Annotated in this window: 21 protein-coding genes; 5 read left to right on the top strand and 16 right to left on the bottom strand. The window is 43.3% G+C overall.

The features are described from left to right. Positions 1-198, top strand: a 198-nt coding sequence (locus L2748_RS18705; protein ID WP_248957726.1) for a hypothetical protein, incomplete at its 5' end; no start/stop codon positions are given. Positions 199-443: 245 nt separating this feature from the next. On the opposite strand, the gene L2748_RS18700 is transcribed toward L2748_RS18705, so the two are convergent. The 5 genes from L2748_RS18700 to L2748_RS18680 all read right to left on the bottom strand — a co-directional run bounded on the left by L2748_RS18700 (position 444) and on the right by L2748_RS18680 (position 5,858). Beyond that, on the bottom strand, positions 444-1,895 hold the full coding sequence (locus L2748_RS18700) for a KAP family P-loop NTPase fold protein (RefSeq protein WP_220778214.1): 1,452 nt from the start codon (positions 1,893-1,895) through the stop codon (positions 444-446). A 420-nt stretch (positions 1,896-2,315) separates the two neighbouring features. Next, on the bottom strand, positions 2,316-3,002 hold the full coding sequence (locus L2748_RS18695) for a DUF4937 domain-containing protein (protein WP_220778215.1): 687 nt from the start codon (positions 3,000-3,002) through the stop codon (positions 2,316-2,318). Between the two features lie 276 nt (positions 3,003-3,278). Next, positions 3,279-3,755: a hypothetical protein gene (locus tag L2748_RS18690; protein ID WP_220778216.1), complete on the bottom strand. Its 477-nt coding sequence runs from the start codon at positions 3,753-3,755 to the stop codon at positions 3,279-3,281. A 600-nt stretch (positions 3,756-4,355) separates the two neighbouring features. After that, the gene (locus L2748_RS18685; RefSeq protein WP_220778217.1) at positions 4,356-4,862 is read right to left on the bottom strand and encodes a GNAT family N-acetyltransferase; all 507 of its coding nucleotides are present in this window, start codon (positions 4,860-4,862) and stop codon (positions 4,356-4,358) included. A gap of 66 nt (positions 4,863-4,928) precedes the next feature. Further along, positions 4,929-5,858, bottom strand: coding sequence for a LysR family transcriptional regulator (locus L2748_RS18680; protein WP_220778218.1), 930 nt, complete (start codon positions 5,856-5,858; stop codon positions 4,929-4,931). 222 nt (positions 5,859-6,080) lie between these two features. Between L2748_RS18680 and trmL the strand changes: the two genes are divergently transcribed. Further along, positions 6,081-6,542, top strand: coding sequence for a tRNA (uridine(34)/cytosine(34)/5-carboxymethylaminomethyluridine(34)-2'-O)-methyltransferase TrmL (trmL, locus tag L2748_RS18675; protein WP_220778219.1), 462 nt, complete (start codon positions 6,081-6,083; stop codon positions 6,540-6,542). Between the two features lie 7 nt (positions 6,543-6,549). Here trmL and L2748_RS18670 read toward each other — a convergent pair whose 3' ends face one another. From L2748_RS18670 to L2748_RS18645, 6 genes are all read right to left on the bottom strand, one after another. Continuing rightward, a complete protein-coding gene (locus L2748_RS18670; RefSeq protein WP_248957725.1) occupies positions 6,550-6,735 on the bottom strand; it encodes a hypothetical protein in 186 nt (61 codons plus the stop codon). 65 nt (positions 6,736-6,800) lie between these two features. Continuing rightward, positions 6,801-8,246, bottom strand: a complete 1,446-nt coding sequence (locus L2748_RS18665) for a M16 family metallopeptidase (protein WP_220778221.1) — start codon at positions 8,244-8,246, stop codon at positions 6,801-6,803. Continuing rightward, entirely contained in the window at positions 8,246-9,574 is a 1,329-nt protein-coding gene (locus L2748_RS18660; protein ID WP_220778222.1) for a M16 family metallopeptidase, read from the bottom strand. The genes L2748_RS18665 and L2748_RS18660 overlap by 1 nt, the downstream gene beginning before the upstream one ends. A gap of 320 nt (positions 9,575-9,894) precedes the next feature. Further along, positions 9,895-10,866 (bottom strand): hypothetical protein, encoded by a 972-nt coding sequence (locus L2748_RS18655; protein ID WP_220778223.1) that lies wholly within the window; start codon positions 10,864-10,866, stop codon positions 9,895-9,897. 90 nt (positions 10,867-10,956) lie between these two features. Further along, the gene (locus L2748_RS18650; protein WP_220778224.1) at positions 10,957-11,592 is read right to left on the bottom strand and encodes a class I SAM-dependent methyltransferase; all 636 of its coding nucleotides are present in this window, start codon (positions 11,590-11,592) and stop codon (positions 10,957-10,959) included. 33 nt (positions 11,593-11,625) lie between these two features. Further along, positions 11,626-11,979 (bottom strand): hypothetical protein, encoded by a 354-nt coding sequence (locus L2748_RS18645; protein ID WP_246616041.1) that lies wholly within the window; start codon positions 11,977-11,979, stop codon positions 11,626-11,628. 332 nt (positions 11,980-12,311) lie between these two features. Between L2748_RS18645 and L2748_RS18640 the strand changes: the two genes are divergently transcribed. Next, a complete protein-coding gene (locus L2748_RS18640) occupies positions 12,312-14,444 on the top strand; it encodes a sensor domain-containing protein (protein ID WP_276516242.1) in 2,133 nt (710 codons plus the stop codon). Between the two features lie 236 nt (positions 14,445-14,680). Here the strand turns inward: L2748_RS18640 and L2748_RS18635 are convergent, their stop codons facing one another. Both L2748_RS18635 and L2748_RS18630 read right to left on the bottom strand, forming a co-directional pair. Then, positions 14,681-15,274, bottom strand: coding sequence for a tRNA-uridine aminocarboxypropyltransferase (locus L2748_RS18635; RefSeq protein WP_220778225.1), 594 nt, complete (start codon positions 15,272-15,274; stop codon positions 14,681-14,683). Positions 15,275-15,438: 164 nt separating this feature from the next. Continuing rightward, positions 15,439-16,641: a multidrug effflux MFS transporter gene (locus L2748_RS18630; protein ID WP_220778226.1), complete on the bottom strand. Its 1,203-nt coding sequence runs from the start codon at positions 16,639-16,641 to the stop codon at positions 15,439-15,441. 100 nt (positions 16,642-16,741) lie between these two features. On the opposite strand from L2748_RS18630, the gene L2748_RS18625 reads away from it, so the two are divergent. Both L2748_RS18625 and L2748_RS18620 read left to right on the top strand, forming a co-directional pair. Continuing rightward, complete coding sequence (locus L2748_RS18625) at positions 16,742-17,725, top strand: LysR substrate-binding domain-containing protein (RefSeq protein ID WP_220778227.1); 984 nt, start codon at positions 16,742-16,744, stop codon at positions 17,723-17,725. Positions 17,726-17,871: 146 nt separating this feature from the next. Further along, positions 17,872-18,201: a hypothetical protein gene (locus L2748_RS18620; protein WP_220778228.1), complete on the top strand. Its 330-nt coding sequence runs from the start codon at positions 17,872-17,874 to the stop codon at positions 18,199-18,201. 3 nt (positions 18,202-18,204) lie between these two features. Here L2748_RS18620 and L2748_RS18615 read toward each other — a convergent pair whose 3' ends face one another. From L2748_RS18615 to L2748_RS18605, 3 genes are all read right to left on the bottom strand, one after another. Beyond that, a complete protein-coding gene (locus tag L2748_RS18615; protein ID WP_246616042.1) occupies positions 18,205-19,470 on the bottom strand; it encodes a hypothetical protein in 1,266 nt (421 codons plus the stop codon). Positions 19,471-19,740: 270 nt separating this feature from the next. Then, a complete protein-coding gene (locus tag L2748_RS18610; protein WP_220778229.1) occupies positions 19,741-21,162 on the bottom strand; it encodes a DUF4145 domain-containing protein in 1,422 nt (473 codons plus the stop codon). 137 nt (positions 21,163-21,299) lie between these two features. Next, positions 21,300-22,031: a hypothetical protein gene (locus tag L2748_RS18605; protein ID WP_220778230.1), complete on the bottom strand. Its 732-nt coding sequence runs from the start codon at positions 22,029-22,031 to the stop codon at positions 21,300-21,302. Positions 22,032-22,082: the final 51 nt, after the last annotated feature.

The following is a 22,082-nucleotide window of genomic DNA, read 5'->3' as shown; positions in this document are numbered from 1 at the left end:
GATAAACCTTTGGGTTCTTCATCACTTGAATCATCAAACCAACTTCATACATTTATGGTTCCAATGGCTTGCAGCCGGCGTATGTGCAGACGCTGCCGTGACACGCAGCAAGTCCATCCTTGGAAGCTCGGCCATGACGTCCATGTCATGGACGGTCACGGCCGCATCTACACTAATTTAGAAAAGCGACAACTTTAGCTAATATCGTATATTTTGAGTGGCTAAAATCTACAGCGATAAACCTTTGGGTTCTTCATCACTTGAATCATCAAACCAACTTCATACATTTATGGTTCCAATGGCTTGCAGCCGGCGTATGTGCAGACACTTCTTAGGCGCGCTGCAAGTACGTCCGTGTAAGCTCTACGATGGCATCCATGCCATCAAAGGCCTAAGCCGCATCTACACTAGGTTAGAAAAGCAGAAACAGTTAAGCTTTGTGGTTATTGGATATGACCTGATAACTCAATCATTTTTCTATAGTCCTCCCAAAGCCAGTACTTTACAGACTCCTCTTGTTCAGCAGAAATCATTGCTCCGATAAAAAACCTATCATTATTTACAAAGCCTAGCTCATTAACAAATTTATCATGGCATTGTATGCTAAGAACTAACTTTGGTTCAGTAAGCGTACTTCTCCCACCACCTCCTAAATATATGACTTTTGTATTTCTCTTCATGACTAAGGATAAGTGAAAATTAATAACACCATCTAAGCCTGAAAAAACGCGAGGAAGCTCACCCGTCATAATGGATTTTCGGTTTACAAACTCATCACTATTAATCATATCCTCTACAATTCCATTCATCAGAACAACGGCATTAATAATAATCCTCTGATTTCTTGTTAATACAACATAGTTGAGGCTTGCAAAAAACTTCTGCAAAGCCTGATCTATATCCCTTAAGCTCATACTATGTTGAGCAAAGAGCAAACTAAAAGTTTCTATATGCTTAGTAAGGTCATAATGATAAGACGAGAATTCAATACCACCATCTACATACTTATCAAAATTGATGTTTTGACACTTTAAATAATCAAGTATAGAGACATCCGGTAACGCAACTTTTCGATCAAAAAATCGTTTTAAATAAGCTTCTGATTTGAAATTAACACCGTAAATGGCACTGATAGAATGTTGCAAAGCGTCTGTATCTGTAGCAACTAAAAAAACACAGCCTTTGGTCTCAAAAAAGTGCTTAATAACCTCAAGCATTTCGACTGCATAACTGGGTCTACATCGATCCAACTCATCAACCAACACAACAATCTGTTTCTTTAAACCAAACACCTCATGCATTAATTCAGCAAGAAACGAGATTTGCTTTTTTATCTCTTTCATAGCCTGCACCCGCTCAACCTGATTCTGTTGAACTTTGTCGACCAATAACATATTTGATTCTGAAACTGATCCTCCATTAACTTCTGTAATAGAGTTTAAAGCTAAACTTGCTCCCTCAGAGGCTGTTGCGGTAGTTAACTCGCCTGTTGCTACAGCAACTCCATGAGTGAACTTTAAGCAAGTATTGATACCCTTTTTTAAAGATACTATCGCTTTTTTGGCCTTACTATTTCTTTTATCGGATACATGATCAAGCTGAGTAAGCAATTCACAACAAACCACTGCTAAGGCATCATTTGAGAAATCACTTTCCCAAGCGTCTATATAAACAACTGAGTGCTTTTGTTCGGCTAATTCAACATACAGTCGCCTCAATAGCTCAGTTTTGCCCGTTCCCCACGACCCGTTCATATTAACAACTAAACTATCATCTGCATTAGTTAGAAATGAACAAAGAAACTTTCCATATTCTTTACGGTTAGTTTTGCATGAATCCCAGCTATACAGCTCTTTCCACTCACTATATCTACTAGCGTATTTGTCAATTTCCATAAAATTCCCAGCAACCAAACTGCTTCTATCGGTTATTAAGATCAACTGCATTCATTCTATTTAATCACGAAGCAGACAAATACAAATCTGTTTTAAATCAATATATTCATAAATTCTCACAACAAAATAGTAGAACCCACAGGGAGCACCAAATCCCCATCGGAGTTGCCGAAGTACGTTGAAGAAATAACCGTGATGCCCACACGGATGTGGGCATAGCTTTCGCGGGGCAGGATGCCCCATCGGAAGCGTTAGGTTATTTCGAATAAGTACGAGGGTGACAACTTCGTTAGGGGCGTCATGGTGGATGCAAGGAGGATAGGACGAGCAGTCCTCCTTGCCCGGGTGTGGGATGGAATTCCACGACTTTTATCAAACGAAGTTTGATTGCTAACAATTGTTAGACGCAGTCTGATAATACTAACACCCGTCGCTTTGTAGAAAATCACCTAGTGCAGCAGCGCTGGTAAACATCTTATTTGGGGTAACTATCCAAGCAGCCTCTTGCAAGATAACGCAACCAGAAAGACTTTTAATATACTCATCGAGTGACAGCTGCAATTTCAATTTGGGAGCAATAGCATTGCGGTAGTTTTCATGATGCCCACGAGACGACCAATGAGTCAAAACAACAAAGTCGTTGCGCTGCTTTATACTACGCATAACGCAACCACCAAGCATACCGTCAGCTTGCCCCATATGAACATTCCAAACATCATGCTGGTCAGCTACGAAGCGCTCAATATCTTGTACACCACGGCAATATGCAATTCGAAATACACTATCACTTTCAATTTCACACTTATCACAAGATGAAGGTATATCGATAAACTTTTCAAAGTACTCCACATCGCATTTTGTATATGTATCACGCTGCCCACTTTTCAAAAATATCTTATCGTGAACAGACTCCATAAAAGCCGTAACATGCTCTTGTGATTGCCAAACTCCAACAACAATCGCTTGTTCATCAGTTTGGCTCCAGCCACCAAACTGTCCACCAAAACCTTCACATTGACTAAGCTGACGCCATGAAAGCTGACTCGTTGAAAAATCTTGCTGTTGATTTTTATTGACCTGACAAGTGACTATTTTAAAAACTGTCAAACTTAGCTCCTAACATATCCGTGTTATAGCCAACCATTATTAATCGAAAATGGTTTTCAATGCCATCTAGTAACAGTAACCCTGCAGAAAAAACCAATTCCCCATCAGAGTTGCCGAAGTACGTAGGTGCCTCTTTATCTAAAATAGTGCAGTGGAACCAACATGGATGATGCTTCACATGGATGTTCTTGATAAGGACCAGCAGCCCCCTTGCCCGTGTGTGAGCTAGAAGCTCACGACCTTGATTCTAGCAACCACTTCTTTGCCAGTAAGCCTCTATAGCAGCCTAAAGCCTCTATACTCCGCAATGCTATTTATATCCCAACTCATAAATAGCACACTCACTTCGGCCTCAATGCTAGTCTTTAGCGGGACGAGTATTTCGTTTTGATATAAAAAGTAAGAAGTGTAACTCTTGTCATCTACAACTGACTTTATGATGACATTTTCATCAATAACATCAACATTTTCGCATGTGAAATCAATCTCCAAAAAGGACTCGGTATTGTCTTCTTCATACTTAAAATCTTCAGCAACAAACTCAATATTTTCATCGATATGAAGTAATGTTCCATCAATGTATTCAATTGAATTAGTCAGCTTTACTTTGAGTTCATCATCAACAAATAAAACAAAACTCTTATTCATGGAAAAGCTCTGCTTTATAAACTCACCATAAGCAGTTTTAATATTTTCACACGCGTTAATGTTCGACGAAAAAGCGAGCAATACCATTATTAATAAATACTTCATCTAACCTCCTTGTTGATAAATAAGTACCACATAGAGCAATACGTAATACTATTAAAGCATCCAGCTTTAAATCAAAGTCGCACCTTGACCTATGCAAGTCAAACCTTTCAAAACCATCAAGCCTATTTCCTAACCCAAACAGCGAAACAAAAAAAAGCACCCCATTTGGGATGCTTTTTTGTTTTACAGCCTAAGTAAAACTCAACTTCTTAGGCTTATCAAAGTTACCCGTGGGTAACTCAATGGGTATCCGAAAATGTACGCAAGAGTCGGATTGAAAAGTAGTCCGGTCGAAGCTTCTAATAACAATGCCTCAGCTCTGTCGAATCCGGCTCAGCCAGCGGAGCTAGCTAATGTCGAACTCCCAGTCGATTGAGTCCTCGTTATATCAATGAACTCTCCGACCTAAACCGCTAAGTTCAAACTAGCAAGAAAACGTGACCCATGTCAAACTTTTATTCGTTTACGTTTAAAAACTACTCAAAGGCTACTTAAAGAGAGTTAGCTCTGCCCATTAGCGTTGCAGCCTGCAAAATCAGAGTTATTCACTACAACGGCTAATTCATTCACTTTCAGTAATTTATCGACCGCTAAATCAAACTAGCTTTGCGCAGCAAAACCTTCATGGTAATGCACTTCACCCGCTGGCAGGTCACCTTGCAATTTCAGCGCTTGAAAATACTCCGCTGGCACACCGGCTAACACGAGTTCAGCTGTAGCTTTAAAACCAAAACGGCCATAATAACTTGGCTCACCAAGTACCACACAACCAGCCGCATTAAGAGCATTGAGCTCCTCAATCGCGGCCTGCATTAATGCTTTACCAATACCTTTGCCCTGCTCTGTTGGCAATACCGATATTGGGCCGAGACCATACCAATGCTCAGCCCCATCAGTAATCGTTACTGGAGAAATTGCTACATGCCCTACAATGGCATCACCGCCTTCTGCTACAAGCGATATAGATAACACCCCGGCCTTGCGCAGCGCTTTGACAATAAATTGCTCGGTATGATCGGTGTGCGGCGCGTCAAGAAATGCAGCAACCGTTACCGCATCAATAGCTTGTATGTCAGTCGCTTGTTCTTTACGAATATGAATACTCAATGACAAATCCTCTGGAAAACTTCATTAATTCAAAACCAATTTAGCGGTTACTTTTGTTTTAACTTACTAAAACGCTTGGCGCGTAAACTCAACTAACTGTTGTTGCAGCCAGCGCAGTGCAGGATCATTCATGCTCTGCTTATGCCACACTAAACTATATGCCACTTCACCATAATCTAGCGGCATCGCTTTAGTCAGCAAGCCTTGTGCTTGCAGCGCGGTTTCAGCCCAGCGCCGCGAGCAAGTAAATAACAGCTCGCTGTGATGACACATTAGCGCTGCACTACCAAAGTCTGCCACCGATAAAGGTACAGCGCGATTACGGGCTTGCTGGGCTAATTGCATCTCAAAAAATGGCGTATTTAGGTCTGAATCGCTGATACCAATATGGCTAAAACTCAGGTAATCATCGATAGAGATCTGTGCTTGTTGCGCTAGCGGATGCGTCGGATTCATTAAGCACACCATCTCGTCGTCAATTAAGGTTTGCCACACCAATTCATGCTGAGAAATAGGCGGCTGGCTTTTATCATGGGGTAGCAAGATAAAATCTAAACTGCCTTTCACTAAGCCCTCAAAACCAACACTGTCTTTGGCAAAAATATCTAAGCGAATATTCGGTGCTAATGTCAGCACATAGGCAATGAACTTGGCGGCCAACAACTCGAAAGTACTCTCACGCATCGCCAGTGAAAAGCGCCCTTCATAATCTGCAGGGTTAAAGGCTTCTTGAGTCACCAGCTGGTTCATATCATTGATGATTTGGTGCACGCTTGGCCCAAGTCTACGTGCTAACGGCGTAGCCACCAGCTTGTTTCCATGCCGATAAAATAGCTCATCATCTAAGCTCTGTCTTAATTGGCTTAAGGTTTTACTCACCGATGATGGACTTAAACACAAACGCTCAGCACTGGCGGTCACGCTCAAGGTGTCGAGCATGACATGCAAGGTGATCAGGTGTTTCATGCTGATACGGGAGAGTTTAGCGAGATCCATAAGCGGTCTAATAGCGCGGTGTATTCATAAACTGGAATATAGACCTAATTAGCGGTGCGGTATATTACCAAGCGTGATAATCACGACTCGCTTCACGCATCATCACCCTATCTGCAGGTCCTTAGGGTCCGTAGACATTAACAAGAGATAAATGAGTGGCTATTTTCCGCGTCGACCTTTTTGCCGTATAATCTCGGCTCACCAATTTTTAGGCAGGCCTGCATGTTTAATATCGCGCTTTACGAACCCGAGATAGCTCCAAATACCGGTAATATCATTCGCTTAATTGCTAACAATGGCTGCCATCTGCATTTAATTGAGCCATTAGGCTTTGACTTAGAAGATAAAAAGCTGCGCCGTGCTGGCTTAGACTACGCTGATTTGGCTAATGTCACCCATCATAAAAACTTTGAGGCATTCCTTGAAGCAATGGCGGGTAAGCGCATTATGGCCTGCACCACTAAGGGCAGCCGTCCGCACTCAGAGCTGACTTTTAAGCAAGACGATGTGTTGCTATTTGGCCCTGAAAGCCGTGGTTTACCTGCTGACATTATTGACTCGATTCCGACAGAGCAGCGTCTGCGCATCCCGATGATGTCTACCAGCCGCAGCTTAAACCTGTCGAATGCGGTCGCTATTATCAGCTATGAAGCTTGGCGTCAGCTAGATTACGCTGGCATGTAAGCGTTAGCTAAAAAGATAAAGCCATAAATGTTCCAGACATAACGCCAAAAGCTATCCATCCATGGGTTTTTGCCATAAATGTTGCAGACACAACGCCAAAAGCTGCCCATCCATGGGCTTTTGGCATAAATGTTCCAGACACAACGCCAAAAGCTGCCCATCCATGGGCTTTTGGCATAAATGTTCCAGACATAAACAAGCCGCGATAATCGCGGCTTGTTGCTGGGTTAATTGACGCTGTTTCAGCTCTAAAGGTGGTTAGCCACCAAAGCCGACATCAGTCATCTTCACTTGCTTAACCTTGCCATGCTCTTTGGCAATCGGCGCGATTTTCGCCGCATTACCTATGATGACAAATTGCAGGTTTTTCTGCGGGAAGTAAGTGTCGATTAAGCGCTTAGATTCCGCTAGCGTTAAACCGTCTACCTTAGCTTGAAACTCATTAATAAAAGCGTCGTCAAAACCATACAGGTACATGTCAGACATTAAGCCTGCAAGCTGACCGCTGGTTTCATACTTAGGCGGGAACTGACCTTTTACATAAGCCTTAGCAGAATCCAGTGTTGCTTGATCTAAGCCTTTCTCCCACAGCCTAGCATAGGTTTTTAAGGCTAAATCTATGGTTTCTTTAGTGGTGGCCGTTTGAGTAAAGGTACTGATTCTAAAAGTACCAGAAGCTGAGTAAGGGGTGAAACCTGAACGTGCGCCATAGGTTAAACCGGCATTGACTCGTAGCTCATCATTAAGCCATGAGGTGAAGCGACCACCCAACACCGTATTGATCACGGTTAGACCAACATAGTCAGGATTGTCACGGCTAATGCCCATACCACCGATTAAAAATGTAGTTTCAATGGCATCAGGCTTGTCGACTAACAGCACTTCGGCTGCATCTAGCTTAGGTAAGCCCTTGGACAAATCGATGAGTGCTACTGGCTCTGAGTTCTGCCAATTAGCAAACAGCTTTTCTAACTTAGCCTGCATCTGCGCTGGCTCAAAATCACCAACCACGCTGATGGCGGTATTCGACGGTTGATAATAGCTTTTATGGAAGGCGCGTAACTGATTCACCGTCAGCTCTGCTAGTGAATCGCTGTTACCCGAGGTCGCATTCGCGTAAGGATGGTCACCAAATATCAGCTTGTCGTAATAACGACTGATCACCGCTCGCGGGCTCTCTTTCGCTTGCGCTAAGCCGGCTATTTCACGCTGGCGCAGCTTATCAAACTCCTTGGTATCAAAGTCTGGCTCTACTAGCATGTCTTTAATTAGCGGTAACATTTTATCGGCGTCTTTGGCCATAAATTTACTGCTAACAAAACTGCCCTCTTTGCCTGCGCCACTGTTTAAGCTGGCACCTAAAAAGTCGACCTCTTGCTCGATATCTCGCTTAGACTTGCCCGCTGCGCCTAACATTAATCCTGCAGCAGTCATTTCAGCGACACCTGAGGTAGTATCGTTTACCGCCCCAACACGCACCGTGGCATCGATGGTGATCAGCGGCACTTCACGCTGCGGCATCATATACACAGTTAAACCGTTAGATAGGGTCACTTGCTGGTAAGCTGGCACGCTAAAACTGCCAGTATCGACGGTTGTTGGCGCTTGAGTAGCAGTACAAGCTGATAGCGCTAAAGTGCCTGCAATCGCCATAGCGGTGAACAGTTTGTTGGGTTGCATCAACCTTGTGATCTGAGTTTTCATTAGTCAGTCTCCTCGGTTGCAGCCAGCACAGCAACGGTGCGATTTGAACGTTTTAGGTAAGTTTGGGCAACACGCTGAATATCTTCTGGTGTCACTTTGTTGTAGGCGTCTGGTGCGTTAAATAGTTTGTCATAACTACCAAAAAACAGCTCATAAGTACCTATGGTATTGGCTTTGCCGTTAATGGTTTCCATGGCGCGGTAAAAGCCCATTAGCTTGATGTTTTTGACCTTTTCAAGCTCAGCTACAGTCACACCTTCCAATGCCACACGGTTAATCTCGCTAATCATGGCATCTTCTAGCTCTGCCGCGGTGACACTAGGGTTTGCAACCCCCATAACGTAAAATAGATTAGGATCAAACGACATCGGCATATAGGTATCAATTTCAATCGCCACTTGCTTGTCGACTAAGGCTTGATACATACGCGAGCTATTACCTGTGGTTAAGATTGAGGCTAATAGATCCAGCGCATAATAGTCACTATTTGATGTAGCTGGTACATGGTAGCCCAGCATCACGTTCGGCGTGCTAACTGAGGCTTTTTGTACAAATACCCGGCGCTCACCTTTTTGTAGCGGCTCAACGGTTTTGACTTCTCTTGGCGGTGCTTGGGCAGGGATAGGCGCAAAGTACTTATTCGCCAGTCTTTTTACTTCAGCCAGCTTAACGTCACCGGCAATCACCACTACAGCATTATTCGGCGCGTAATAGGTTTTATGGTATTGGGTTAAGTCGTCTAAGGTCCACGCAGCGATATCTGACTCATGCCCGATAACCGACCAGCTATATGGATGCGCTCTAAAGGCTGCGCCTTTGAGCTCTTCTTGGATCACCCGCCAGTTTGAGTTCTCCAGCCCGGTTAAGCGCTCCGATGCCACGACACCGCGCTCGCTCTCTACCATCTGCTCACTAATATCGAGGTTTTCTATGCGGTCAGCTTCAAGGTCAAAAATGGTTTCAATCGCATTGGCGGGGAACCAATCGGTATAAACCGTGAGGTTTTCTGTGGTGTAGGCATTGTTAGCACCACCAGCCGCTTCCATAGTGCGGTCGAACATCTTAGGGCCGTATTTTTTAGAACCGTTGAACATCATATGTTCGAAAAAATGCGAAATACCGGTGATCCCAGGCACTTCATTACGGGAGCCGACTTTCCAAAATAGGTACATGTTGGCATTAGGGATAGAACTGTCCTCTAACACCATAATTTTCATGCCGTTATCCAGAGTAAAACTCTGAATATCTTTCGCTTCTGTCGCTTGAGCCATTGGCGTTGCCAGTAGCATTCCCAAGCTCAAAAACAATGCTTTTGTGTAGCGCTTCATTATTCGCTCCTTGTTTGAGCACTTTTGTCGTCAATCGCCTAAAACAGTCAAAACATACCCTTAATAGATTGTTCAGCGATTGATTATTCTTAGTCATAGCGATTTGCCGCTATGAAATCAGCATCTATCAAAAAGCAAATAGTGACGAAAATCAAATTAACAGCAGCAAAGATTTGTAACTCAAGGTAAACCTTGAGCCTTAACCTAAGTTTAGAGGCGGATAAAGTGAGCATGGAATAGGCAGAGAAAAGCCTACCTAAGTAGGCTTAATTACGGTGTGATAATAGGCTTCAGCAAAGAAGAATAATCAATATCATGATTTACTGGGCCAGAAAAACCTGCTCGATTTTATGTAATAGCTTTGGCGATTTAAGCTCGGTTTCGCCCGTCATCAAAAACGAGAAGTTTTCGGCAATAATCTCTTCTGGATGAATAATATAGTTAGTATTACGACCTATCTGCTTAAAGAAGCCCTGTAAATCTGACACTTTAACTATTTCCGCATTATCGGGATCATAAGCAGATAAGCTCGGCTGTTCATCACGCCCTACAATGACAAAGTTAAACTCAAGATAGTCAAAAAACTCACCGCCTTTTTCAAGACTGTAACGCGGCTCTGCGGAATACAGGATAGGCACAGCCCAAACCTTATCTCCTTTGTGATCCACACGAATAGCAAAGTCATTAATCGGCGCATCGGGATTGGTAATTTTTTGCTGCAATAAGCGAGTAGGGAATGCGATTTCTCCCAGCGGATAAAAGCCTATCGCTTGATAAAGCTTTTGTTTCACCTCTGGGTTAAAGCGTGAAAAGATATGCAGTAATTCGTGAGCAATTAGCCCTGGAAGCCCCTCTCTATTCGCAATTTGTTTGTGCTGTAAAATAATTGCCTGACCTCGAGTGTATGCAGCACCGCCCTCTTCTAACCCTGTGGTTTTAATAAACTGAATTGGCTGAGGTAATGTCACCTTCAGCGCCATCAATTTAGGCTCAATTTGCAAGTAGGCTTTAGTGACCGCAGCGCGTTCCTCAGCAGTCCAATCTAAAGTATGACTCGCGATAAAATCTAAGTATTCACTTTTACTTGGATTATCTGCACGCTTCATACGAGAAGCCATATCAAACTGGCTAACGCCTGCAACAAAGTCATCTTTTTGAGTCAATATGTCAGCGGCCTCAGCTTTGCTCAAAAAGCGAATAGACTCTGCAGCAACCGCCTGAACAGAAGTTAACAACATCACGCCTAGGCAAATAAATACAGAGTAGATTGAAGACCATCTTGTTATTTTCATATCGATCATTCCTTTGTTCACTTTGTTGCATGTACATTAGCCTGCTAATTAAACGAATGTACATACCGCTAGCAGATTAATATTCATCGCTTAATTTCGAGTAAATAACACCACATCATTACCAATGACTTCAAGCGTCCAGTCAAAGTGCCCAGCTATCCACTCGAAAGTTGCCGTTGAGTAAAAGTTGATATGAGTCGGGTCGCCTTTGTAATGCCAGTTTCTAAACGCTTCTAGATCGCCTGCACGCTTAGTCATAATTGACAACAACCCGCCGGGTTTAAGCAATCTCGCAAAGGTTTCTAGTAATGATTTTGCATCCGCAACATGTTCGATAACTTCGGTACAAATAACAAAATCATATTGGTTATCCAACTTATTTGGCTCATTGCAGTAATACAAGTCATAGTTTTCAATCCTTATGCCTTTTTCTGCCGCCATAACGCTAATGGTTGGCCCTGGTCCACAACCGAAATCCAAGCCCTGCGCCTCTTGTGTTACGCGTTCAAGAATGGGACCCAGCGCCCGTGACAAAAACTTGCGATAACCTAAGTCGTCACTGTTGTTTTGGTGTTTGTCATAGATGGCTTTTTCATCTGTGGCATTAAGATAGTAATTCGCTGGCACAGACACTAACTGGCAATGACTACAGCGTTGATATTCTCTTAACTTATCTTTATAAAATGCCAATAAATTGGGTTGCTGGCATAAAGGGCAAATACTCAAAGGATATTCCTAATTTAACTCAGTTGATCTTAATTACGGTTTAATAGGTTGCGGGATTTTGTGCTGCTTATTGGCGGCTTCTCGGGCTTCACGCAAATACTTTTCTTCGCGCGATTCACGCTGCTTAAATTGCTGTTGGGCTTTTTCAATCTGCTCACTTTCCCAATCACCCGACTCCTGCCTTTTCAACACCTTTTGTTCACGTTCTTGGGTTTGCTTGGCGGCATCGCGCGCTTTTTGCAATTGCTCTTGCTCTACCTCTAAAGTGATTTTTTGCGCCTGTTCACTAAGGGAGTTTGCCCGAGTCAAAGCCTCATCATTTGCTGTGCTAGCAAAACTCAACCAAGCAATACCGAACAAGGTACACCTAAGTTTTACAATTTCCATATCGTATCTTCCCTATAAACAAGCTAAACCAGGGTCTATTTTATCATTCAATTCGCAACAAATATGATTAATTTAAATAATTAAGGCTTATTGATTTACGCCACTAAAAAGACCATAGCCACTCAGTAAAAACGAATCATTAGACACTGACTTATCGTCTAACTTTTTAACGAAATGTTCTCTAGATTAAGTTTTGTTACATCTTATTTGTACAAAGCGTCAAATAAAGGTATTTTTGACGCTAGTAATTAAAAACAATCAAATTGATGATTTTAATCTCAATATTTTAGTCATTAAAAGCTGAATAGTGTCATGCCAAAAGGGAAGAGCGTATGAGTATATTAACTTGGTCAAAACTATACTCACGTGTATCAAGCACAGATCCCTCATTAACCAAGCAATTCGAGCTCTGGCTCGATGATCCTGACTCAACCGCTTTGGCCATTATTCAAGGGCAACACTTTGTTGCAGCCAACTCAAACACGCTCAAGTATTTTGAAAGCCTAGAACAAAACTTTATCCACGCGACTCCTTTTGACTTTTCACCACGGATTCAATCTTCGGGTAAAAGCAGTGTCGAATACGGCCAACAAATGCTTAATAAAGCCAGTAAAGGCGAAAGAGTGTCTTTTAATTGGCTGCATATGAGCCAACAAGGCAAAGAGTTGCCAACCTCTGTGACCTTTTTTCCTGCTGAAATCGATAGCAATCGGGTGATCTTAGTGTCGTTTGAGCCTATGGATAGGCGTAAACGTACTCGAGAACAAACGGGTAATGGCTTTGAAACACTGCCAAAAGAGCTGATGTCGATTACGCTGGAAGATAGTGCAGAAGCTGTTTACATCACAAATGAGCAAGGACAGATCTTAGCAGTCAATAAAGCCATGTGTCGGATTTGTGGTTTTAGTGCAGAACACCTTTTAGGAAGAAACCCAGCAGACCTTAAATTGGATGTCGCAGATCAAGAAAATACGCTCGCTCCTTTAGCTAAGAATAGAAGAAGCTGGCAAGGTGAAGTGTGGAAGTGCCGCTCAGACGGTTCGACCTTTCCAGCATGGCAAAGCTGCCGACGCATATATGCCGATGATCAGGTGTTTTACGTCAATTTATTTAGTGATATTAGTGAGAAAAAGGCGCTTGAAGCCAAACTAACGCAGCAAGCCATGTACGACAAGTTAACTGGCTTACCGAATCGCTTTCACTTAATCAAACTGCTCAACAAGGCTATCAACAACATCAGGCAATACCCTGATGCCATAGGTGCCTTGATGTTTCTCGACCTCAATGGCTTTAAAAACATCAATGATAGTTTTGGTCATTCAACCGGGGACAAGGTCTTACAGTTAGTCGCTGCTCGACTAGAAGCTTGTTGTATTGAAGATGCTGAAATTGCTCGCTTAGGCGGTGATGAGTTCACTCTCATTTTGCCGCGCTGCAGCAGTGAACAAGAGATCAGTGAATTTTCCGATCTAATTTTATCGCTGTTTGAAGCACCATTTGAAATTAACGGTCAGAAGTTTTATCTCGGTACCAGCATAGGGATCTCGCTATTCCCTCAACAAAGTGATGACCCAAACCAACTACTGAGCATGGCTGATACGGCCATGTATTCAGCCAAAAACAGCCCTAATCATATCCGCTTCTATAATGCGACGATACGCCAAGCAGCTGAACAAAAGCTGCATACTCTAAATGATTTACGCCACGCACAAAGCCTTGGTCAATTTAGCTTAGTCTACCAAAGCGTTGTCGATTTAGAGTCGGACGAGATCATGGCGGTAGAGGCACTATTACGCTGGACTCAAAGTAACGGTAATGTCATTGAAGCAAAGGATTTTATTCCATTACTAGAAGAAGCGGGTCTTATGGTCAACGTGGGCCAATGGGCGTTAAAGCAAGCTTGCCTGCAAATGAAACAGTGGCACACACAATTCGACAAAAATCTTAAAATTAGTGTCAATATTTCAAGCTCTCAGTTAGAACACCCTGACTTTATTAAGCTGATTAGTAACATATTACTTAGTACTCAACTGCCAGCTGAAGCACTGGTTATAGAGATCACTGAAGGTGCATTAATTCGTAGACCTATACATATCTCTAATGTATTAACTCAGTTAAAAGCCATGAAGGTCAATATCGCCATTGATGACTTTGGTGCCGGTCTATCTTCTTTAAGTCGACTCAATAGCCTGCCTATTGATGCCTTAAAAATTGACGCAGGCTTTGCCCAGCGCTTAGATACTCCCCAAGGCAAAAAACTCTGTAAAGCCGTGGTGCAACTGGCACAGACATTGGATATAAAATTTATCGTTGAAGGCATAGAAAACCAGTCACAACGGGACTGCTTACAGGCGATGGGCAAAGGTATGGGGCAAGGTTTTTACTTTGGAAAACCAGTTAAGTCACAGCAGTTTGCTATGGACGTGTTGAGTCACATAGATAAGCCCGCATTAGAGGCTTGTTAAGGCTAAGAAAATAACTACGTCCGGCACACTAAATAAGTGTATTCAGCGCCGCTCCCTGCAAAAGCGAGTGCCGGCCGCAGTTATTTTTATCACCCTTAAGTGATAAACACATTAGAGCTTATTTTGAAGTAAATTAGCGTGACTAGAACGCGATTTTATTGAGGAAAAACCGCGCTAAATCACAAAAGCACACATCCAGATGCACACTTCTGCATGACTCAGTTTAATCACCCAAGCTAGCGATATCTCGCTCTAACTTCTGCTGGCATTGAGGCTAATCTCTGTTCAACCATGGCATTGAGTGCATTGGTTAACGGGCTGATATTTTGCTCGCTATCAATAGCCTTTAACATCATTGCCGCTGCTTCTAAAGTCGATAAACTATCAGTTCTGCTAGCCTTACGTATGGTGTAATTAGACGCGTTATCCAGATCTAAATGCAATGCTGGATACTCCAGTAACCAAGGATTAAGCTGCAACAACTTATAAGCTTTGCGCCAAGTGCCATCTAAGAACAATAAGATGACGTCTTGTTCAACTTGAGTTTCATTGGCTGATACACTGCGGTCCGACGGGTAAACCAGGTACACAGGCTTATTTGATAGCGCCAGTCGCTGGCGTAAACCAGCAAAATCTTCAGCAGTTTCACCCACTACGATTTCAGTTTCGGCAATAACTAATTCCAATAAACGTACACTATTTTTGGCGTGGCCGACTTCGCTCGGATCTTGCAAGATGATCAGCTCTGGCTTGACTTGCATTGGCTCGATACTGGCACACAGACATGCATTTTGTGGATAGTGGCAACTTGGGCATTTAGGACGGGACACAAAACCTCAAACAATAGCAAATAATGACAGTTAAAGTTTAGCTGACACTGTTAATAAATAATACGAGAAGTGCAATGTTCTATCGTAAAAAGCCCGCATAGGTTGTTAATCTATGCAGGCTTAGGGTGACGAGTAACAGCCGTCAGCAAAGGGAGCAGATACCCTTAGTGAGCGTGCTGCTCTTGATGCCAATGGTCCAGCTTAGGCATTGCCATCATTGCCAGTAAGACAATAGATAAACCGCCCATCAAGCTTGCCACTGCGTAAGGTGCTGGTAAGCTTGTTTGCTGCACTAAAGCGGTTAGTAAAGACGCGCCGCTCATTTGGATAAAACCAAGCATAGCTGTTGCCGTACCTGCTCTTTCGCCAAAGGCTGACAGTGCCATACTGGTTGCAGGGCCGAGTAGCAAAGCAAAACCAATACACAGCAGCATCATAGGTAGCATAAAGCTAAAAGCGGCCATCATGCCCGTTTGTGGGCCCAAGGTTTGTACAATAATTTGCGTTACAGCAGAGGCTAACATCAAGCTTAACGCCGCAATCACTGTAGGGCGGTTTCCCAACTTTTTAATCACTAATGGTGCAGTGAAACAAGCAACAATGTTAACTGCCGCATTTAAGCCAAATAAGCCACTAAAAGTCAGCTCTGACACGCCTAAATTTTCAATCAACCAAACGGGTGCGTAAGACACGTAACTTAAAATTGCCGCCATACCCGCCATACAAGCAACCGCATAAAAGACAAAGTGTGGTTCAGTAATCACTGGTTTATAACGTGCCCAACGATAAAGAGGACCATCACTAACCGTATTTTGTGGCCGCGTTTCTGGTAAACGCAGGCTCACTAGCATTAACACCACTAATCCATACAGCGCCATAAAGACAAAGGTTGAACGCCAGCCAAACTGCAGGGCTAACAAGCCACCTAAAGTCGGTGCAAGAGCAGGGATAATACAGATCATACCGTTTAGATAACTGTAGTAGCGTGCGCCCTCTTTTGGAGAGAAACAGTCCCTCACGGCGCTAAATACCACTATCGAGGTCGAGCATGCCGCCAAGCCCTGCATTACCCGCGCGATCTGCAGCCAATGAAACTCAACAGCAACTGCAGCTAACACACTGCTTATCATGTAAAAAATAATACCGCCAATTGCAACAGGGCGACGACCATAACGATCCGCTAGCGGGCCAATAAGTAATTGACCGGTACCCATAGCAAACAAAAACAGCACTAAAGTTGACTGAATTTCGCTAGCAGAGACTGCGAACTCCGCCGCCATAGTTGGCATGGAAGGAAGGTATATATCGATAGCCAATGGGCTTAAAATCACCATTGGCAATAAAATGGGTAACAAACTGCGGCGCATTATCTTTCTCTGTATTTGGAAAACAGGGCTATAGTAATCAAACTATGGTATGAACAGAAATGATATTATTTCCATTGTGAATTTCCATTGAGGAATATCTTTGAAACTTGAAAACCTTGCACGTATCGATCTTAATCTATTAGTGATTTTACAAGTGCTTTTAGAAGAACAAAGCGTCACCCGTGCCGCAGCGCGTTTGCATGTCAGCCAGTCGGCGCTGAGCAAAAGCTTAAACCGTTTGCGTGACATGCTTGGTGATCCGCTTTTTCTGCGCACCGCCCACGGACTAAAACCAACAGCCCATGCTGTACAACTGGGAAAAATGCTACCGCAAAGCTTACAGGGCTTGTACCAGTTAACCTTACCACCCAGCTTTACGCCCCATAACAGCACTCGTCAGTTTTCGTTTGCAATGGTCGAAAGCGCTTATGAAACACTGATCCCAAACTTTATTGGCGGCTTACTTAGTCGCGCCCCTAACCTTAAACTCGATAGCTTTGTTTGGAACGAAAACTCTATCCAAGCCATTCAGCAAGGCCAGATTGATTTTGGTATTGCTGGGCGAGAATTACACCCACAATCCGCTTTTCAAGTGGATAGACTGCCTGACGGCATTGCACACCAAACCTTGTTTACCGATCACCAAGTTTGCTTGGTACGGAAAAATCACCCTATTATTTCCACTTTCGCTGCAGGACACTGGGATCTGGACGTTTACTTAGACATGTCTCATGTACAGGTACGCTGTGAAGGCAATGACTGGTGGGCGCTAGACTACCATTTAGCAGATCTAGGCCATCATCGTCGTCTAAGTACTACAGTGCCAGATTTTTATGGTGCTGTCAGTGTTTGTGCCCATAGCGACTTAATATTCACCCTGCCCTCAAGCTTTGCTCAACATGCTAAAAAGCTCTATCACTTAGTGGAATTACCGCTGCCGATTGAATTTATTCCGTTAGCATACGTTTTACTTTGGCATGAACGCAGTGGCGATGATCCAGGACATAGGTGGGTTAAGGAGATCATTTGTGAAAGTGTAGCCAAGGCGCTTGCAAATAGCGAAAGCGCAAGCCTTGTAAATTAGATTAACCTTTATTAACGTGATCTTGGTGCAAATAATCGGCAGTATAATCCGACAACTAGCACACAAGACACGAGTAAAAGGCGCAGTGGTTCAGCCTGCATTCATCTTTTTCGTGTAAGCTAGCGTTAAGATATTTTGGAGAATTTATGATTTATAGCCAATTTCAACACAATCCGATGCAAAATCGATTTTCTGGTACCCGTGGCTGGCTAGCATTCGTTATCGGTTTGGCATTTATGACTTTAGCCTTAGTCGCTTTACCTTTTTTACTGTTATTTGGCGCCATTACCTTTATCGCATTAAGCCTTTTTGGCCGCGTGTTTTTAAAGCGTCAGCTTGCTCGCTTTCAAAAGCAACAAGCTAATCAGCAATATCAATACGGTGAAGAGTTTCAAGAAGCCGTTATGAAAGAGTCGCCAAACTCAGCGCCTCGTCAGGGTCGTACATTTGAGCACAACCCTAACGAACCGATATAAGCGTTAGCGTATTTCTGACGCGTTAAGAGGCCGAGACAATAGGTTTTCGAAATGCGTCCATTTTTGCGTTTGGGTATCAGCTTTTGACTCTACCCAAGCTGCAACTGCATCTTCCCCAATGGTGTAATTAATCACATAAGCACGATTACGTGCATAAAACTGCACTCTTTGTTTCGCTCGAGCCGGCGGATACAGTGCGCCATCTATTAGCATTTTTTCCGCGGTTTGTGCATCAATCTGTTTATCTGTTAAACACTGGCTAATGTAATTTTCATAGTGGCCTAATCTTTTAACTAACTTCAATATCCGATGAAATAAAGCCAGATCACCACTTAATCCTGCCAGTGGTATCAGTACGTCACGTTCAAATGCTAGCACTTCGTCATCAGACATGATCATACTCAATGCGTAATTAGCACTGCCTTCTGATAAGAAAGAAATAGGGCTATATAGCGGATAAATCGCGTACTCGAGCCATTGCTTTGCTTTAACAAGTTTTTGCTCTTGCAGCACATTAAATACATGGTGACCGGGGTAGCCTTCATGAGAAGCTAACTCTAAATAGCGCTCTATACCTAAGGGTTGATCTTGGTTAAGCTGAATTAAGCTATAACAATTGCCCTTATACCAATTATATGCGGTCCATACTTGGTCATTCACATACTCAATTTCGAAACTCTCACCCTCAGGCAAGTCGATATGTTTTTTGGTGATCTCACGGGCAACTGCAACCGCGGCGCTAAAAACCTCAGCCGCTTTATCTTTGGGAACAATAAATTGAGCTTTAAACTGATTAAACCGCTCGCTTAGGTTGCCCTCTCCAGGTACTAATACATCAATTTCATCGAGTAGTTGCCGATGTTGCGACAAGCAATATTCAGGTAGCTTACAATCATATAAATCCACTGCTTCTTGACTAAAACGACGGGTTTTTCCCTGTAGGAAATCTAAGTAAGCACCAATAGATTGCCACTGCGTTTGCATAAACCGACAGCGCTGAATGAGATCCGAATGGCTTATCGTATTATTAAGCGCTTCAAGTACCTCGCTCCCCTGTTGATGCTGATTTATTAGTGCATCTAAAGGTTGCCAAAACACTTCTTGCTGCCATTGTTCTGGACCATAGTATGCATCGACATAGTAGCAATCATGCTGCCCAACGGCTAAAACCAGCTTAATGTAACGCTCAGCAAATGAATCTATGCTAGATTTTTGCGCTTGGTAAGAGTGCAAAGCATCGCTGTTCGGTTTGGTGTCAGAATGTGGCAAAAGAGCTCCTTGCGAATGTCACTTATGGTAAAAGTCCCAAAAGAGTATACATTATACAATTAGAGCGGTCGATTTTGCGATAAAACAAAAAGCAGAGGGTTTAGCCAAAAACCTTAAAATCACTAGGCTATTGGCGGTGATAGGCGTTATTGAAGTGCTAGATGAAAATAATTCGTGTCACGGCAATGTCGGAAGCATCCCCCCCTAACGAGAAATCACATTTAGCTATGATTGAGCTACATCATCGTCGCTCAATCAGCTACTTCATTGCTACTCGACCGATTCTGATAATAACTCAGCGGCTTTATTAAGTGATAATTGCTCATCTTTTGATTGCGTCACTGTAAGCACCGCATCCACTTGCTGAGCTAAAGACTGCCACAAGGGTAAAATCACATTCAACTCCGCCTGGTTTGCCCTTTCACGCGCCATTTTCAACAAGGCTGCTGCAGAAACCACATCTATGCGCCCTAAGATACCATCGGCAAGTGCGATGCTAAGTTCTATCATTGCCGGTACACTATGGCCGTATTTAATCACTTCACGCAGATAGGCTTCTGCTTGTGAAAAATCCTGTCCCAAAGCAGCATCATCATGCAACATGCTTTGAGCACGAGACAGCATAGCATCAACTTGCCCCTGTTCAGCCGCTTCCGCCATCCAGTATTCGCTCATCACACTATCTTGTTTACAGCCTTCGCCACGCGCAAGCATCAAAGCTAAATGATATTGGGCATGAGGGAAACCCGCTTGCGCGGCGCGGTTAATATATTTGAAGGCAAACGCTAAATTATCTTGCTGATAATAGAGCACACCAAGGTTAGCCATGGCTTCCGATTGCTCAAGTTTCGCCGCTTGGCTCAAAAACTTTTCAGCTAAGGTGAGATCAACACTAAAATGCTGGCTACCAACTAAATAAAAATAACCCAGCAATGCCATCGCATTGGCAATCCCCGCATCTGCAGCCTTGGCTATCGCCTGCTCACCCGCTAATACGTCAGTTTCGCCGCTATAACCGTGAATTAATGCTACGCCGTGTTCATAGAGCGCATTAAGATTTTTAGCCTGTGCCTGAGCAAACCAGTAACTTGCCTGCTTGAGTGAGGCGGTCGAGCGATCCTCTACAGGTTCCTCTCGGCTATCTTGCAATGCCATCTCTTGCTCTCTTTGCATGAGCGCACGCGTTTTAAGTGACATACCCACTAAATACTGCGACTCAGGATCCCGCTCCATTACGGCACGGTAACAGAGGTCTCGCCCCGCTAAGGAGTCGAACTCTTCAAAGTAGTATTCTGGCTTTTCTTGCTTGGTAACCTTTACAAACTGCGACTCCACTAGCGATAACAACTGCTTAATTGCACGTTCGCTAAGTTGCTGTAATTGTTCAGGTGTGAGGTGGTACTTTTCTGGATGCGCCCCACGATTACCATCAGATCTGAGTTTATGTAGGGCTCGAGTGGTTTTAACGTCGATCAACCGTCGTTGATTAAGCTGCTCAATACGGTCATATAGATTGGGGCTGTCAAAGCGGACTTGCTTAGGCTCAGCTAACAAGCTGGTTAATTTATGGCTAAAACTACGCACATGCAGCAATGCCTGAGTCGGTACGTCTTTAACGTAACTCTTGGCCTTGCGATAATCTTCACCTAACTCCTCAGAAAACAGACTGACGAACTCAATATCGTTTAACAAGACGCTTACCTCGAATCACAACCTAATCCGTTACGTGATTTAAGCCCACAGCTCAGCCACGAAACAGGCCGACTCAGTAGCGATTAATGCAGCCATTAATCACTACCAAGTTTAAAACAGTAGCAGTCAATGCAGACTTACTCACTATCGATATTACCCGGTGTTTCTGGCGCAGGGCGTGACACCATATATAGACGGAACAAGGCAACATTCACGAACAAACCAAAAAACGCGACGATAACATCACCAATCAGTTTCATTGGAATGCCACCTAACTGTGTTACTTGTGCTAGCACACCGCCAAATAGAGATAACGGAATATACAGTAAGAAAATTGCCATGGTTTTAAACACAATTGGACCGCTAAAGCTAAAGCTACGCTTAATAGCTTCCATTGGTGTCAGCCTTTCAACCACCACCATAAAGTTCACGAATGCTAAACGCGCAAACAAATACACAGAGATAAATAAGCCAATAATACCTAACATTGGATCAGCAGCCAGCAACACAAATACCGGTGCAAGCACCGCTAGGCCTGAAAATACACCAGCTAACAGCAATGCTGGTACAAAGTTAATACTGGTTTTTAATATCATGCCGCTGCTAGGACTATGGCCTTGTGAGCGAATTTCTAAAAATAGCGTTAATGCTGCAATTAGAAACGAAAACACTAGCAACAGCACCATCATTGCCACCATATGGCTAGTACCGAATTGAGGGTTTTCTAGGTCCGCTGCGCTAATTTCTAAACTTAACCATAATTGTATGCCAACTTGTACAAAGAGAATTGGCACGAACAAAAATGCTAACTGGCTAATATTGTTTTTAAAAAAATTAAAAGCTTGAGTCAATATTGCTGACAAGGGCATAGGATTTTCCACAAGATAAAATTCAATAACATGAGTTAGGGCTAAGGATAC

Origin of the sequence: Shewanella sairae (assembly GCF_023283535.1) — a bacterium.
Taxonomy (GTDB): domain Bacteria; phylum Pseudomonadota; class Gammaproteobacteria; order Enterobacterales; family Shewanellaceae; genus Shewanella; species Shewanella sairae.
Note: the sequence above shows the minus strand (reverse complement) of the source record. Positions and strands in the feature narration are given on the sequence as shown.

Excerpts from the sequence above, each read along its gene's own strand:
- L2748_RS18700 (WP_220778214.1), bottom strand. The coding sequence starts at position 1,895 with ATGGAAATTGACAAATACGCTAGTAGATATAGTGAGTGGAAAGAGCTG.
- L2748_RS18690 (WP_220778216.1), bottom strand. The coding sequence starts at position 3,755 with ATGAAGTATTTATTAATAATGGTATTGCTCGCTTTTTCGTCGAACATT.
- L2748_RS18605 (WP_220778230.1), bottom strand. The coding sequence starts at position 22,031 with ATGCCCTTGTCAGCAATATTGACTCAAGCTTTTAATTTTTTTAAAAAC.
- L2748_RS18645 (WP_246616041.1), bottom strand. The coding sequence starts at position 11,979 with ATGGAAATTGTAAAACTTAGGTGTACCTTGTTCGGTATTGCTTGGTTG.
- L2748_RS18640 (WP_276516242.1), top strand. The coding sequence starts at position 12,312 with ATGAGTATATTAACTTGGTCAAAACTATACTCACGTGTATCAAGCACA.
- L2748_RS18670 (WP_248957725.1), bottom strand. The coding sequence starts at position 6,735 with ATGTCTGGAACATTTATGCCAAAAGCCCATGGATGGGCAGCTTTTGGC.
- trmL (WP_220778219.1), top strand. The coding sequence starts at position 6,081 with ATGTTTAATATCGCGCTTTACGAACCCGAGATAGCTCCAAATACCGGT.
- L2748_RS18620 (WP_220778228.1), top strand. The coding sequence starts at position 17,872 with ATGATTTATAGCCAATTTCAACACAATCCGATGCAAAATCGATTTTCT.
- L2748_RS18680 (WP_220778218.1), bottom strand. The coding sequence starts at position 5,858 with ATGGATCTCGCTAAACTCTCCCGTATCAGCATGAAACACCTGATCACC.
- L2748_RS18655 (WP_220778223.1), bottom strand. The coding sequence starts at position 10,866 with ATGAAAATAACAAGATGGTCTTCAATCTACTCTGTATTTATTTGCCTA.
- L2748_RS18665 (WP_220778221.1), bottom strand. The coding sequence starts at position 8,246 with ATGAAAACTCAGATCACAAGGTTGATGCAACCCAACAAACTGTTCACC.
- L2748_RS18630 (WP_220778226.1), bottom strand. The coding sequence starts at position 16,641 with ATGCGCCGCAGTTTGTTACCCATTTTATTGCCAATGGTGATTTTAAGC.
- L2748_RS18660 (WP_220778222.1), bottom strand. The coding sequence starts at position 9,574 with ATGAAGCGCTACACAAAAGCATTGTTTTTGAGCTTGGGAATGCTACTG.